Consider the following 438-nt stretch of genomic DNA (forward strand, 5'->3'; position numbering starts at 1 on the left):
TCCTGTTCCGACATTCTCTTCTGCAATTGCTTATTATGATTCATATCGTGCAGCTAGTTTGCCTGCTAATATCATTCAAGCACAAAGAGACTATTTTGGCGCTCACACCTATGAAAGAACAGACAGAAGTGGAACTTTTCATTTTGATTGGTATGGAGACAATGGACAAGAAGAGCTTTAATCGTTTGAAGACAACGATAAGATAATTGAATCACTCATTGATTAAGGAAGCTGAGGACCGATCTCAGCTCCTTTTTTTTCGAACGTTTTTCTTACTTGAAAATCAAATTGATTTAAAAAACAAAAGGATTTTTAAAACTTCTTATTTTCATCTGTTTTATGGTAAAATTATAATGAGATGAGAATCTTATTGAGAATTTAAGAATAGCATGGTATTGTAACAAAAGCGAAGTTCGATGAAAATAGAAGAACAGGTGG

Annotated in this window: 1 pseudogene; it reads left to right on the top strand. The window is 33.3% G+C overall.

Features of this window, described 5'->3' with window-relative positions:
- A pseudogene (locus RT405_RS12770) lies at positions 1-181 on the top strand (NADP-dependent phosphogluconate dehydrogenase); the annotation flags it as partial.
- Positions 182-438: the final 257 nt, after the last annotated feature.

Origin of the sequence: Carnobacterium sp. (assembly GCF_032094055.1) — a bacterium.
Classification (GTDB): Bacteria; Bacillota; Bacilli; order Lactobacillales; family Carnobacteriaceae; genus Carnobacterium_A.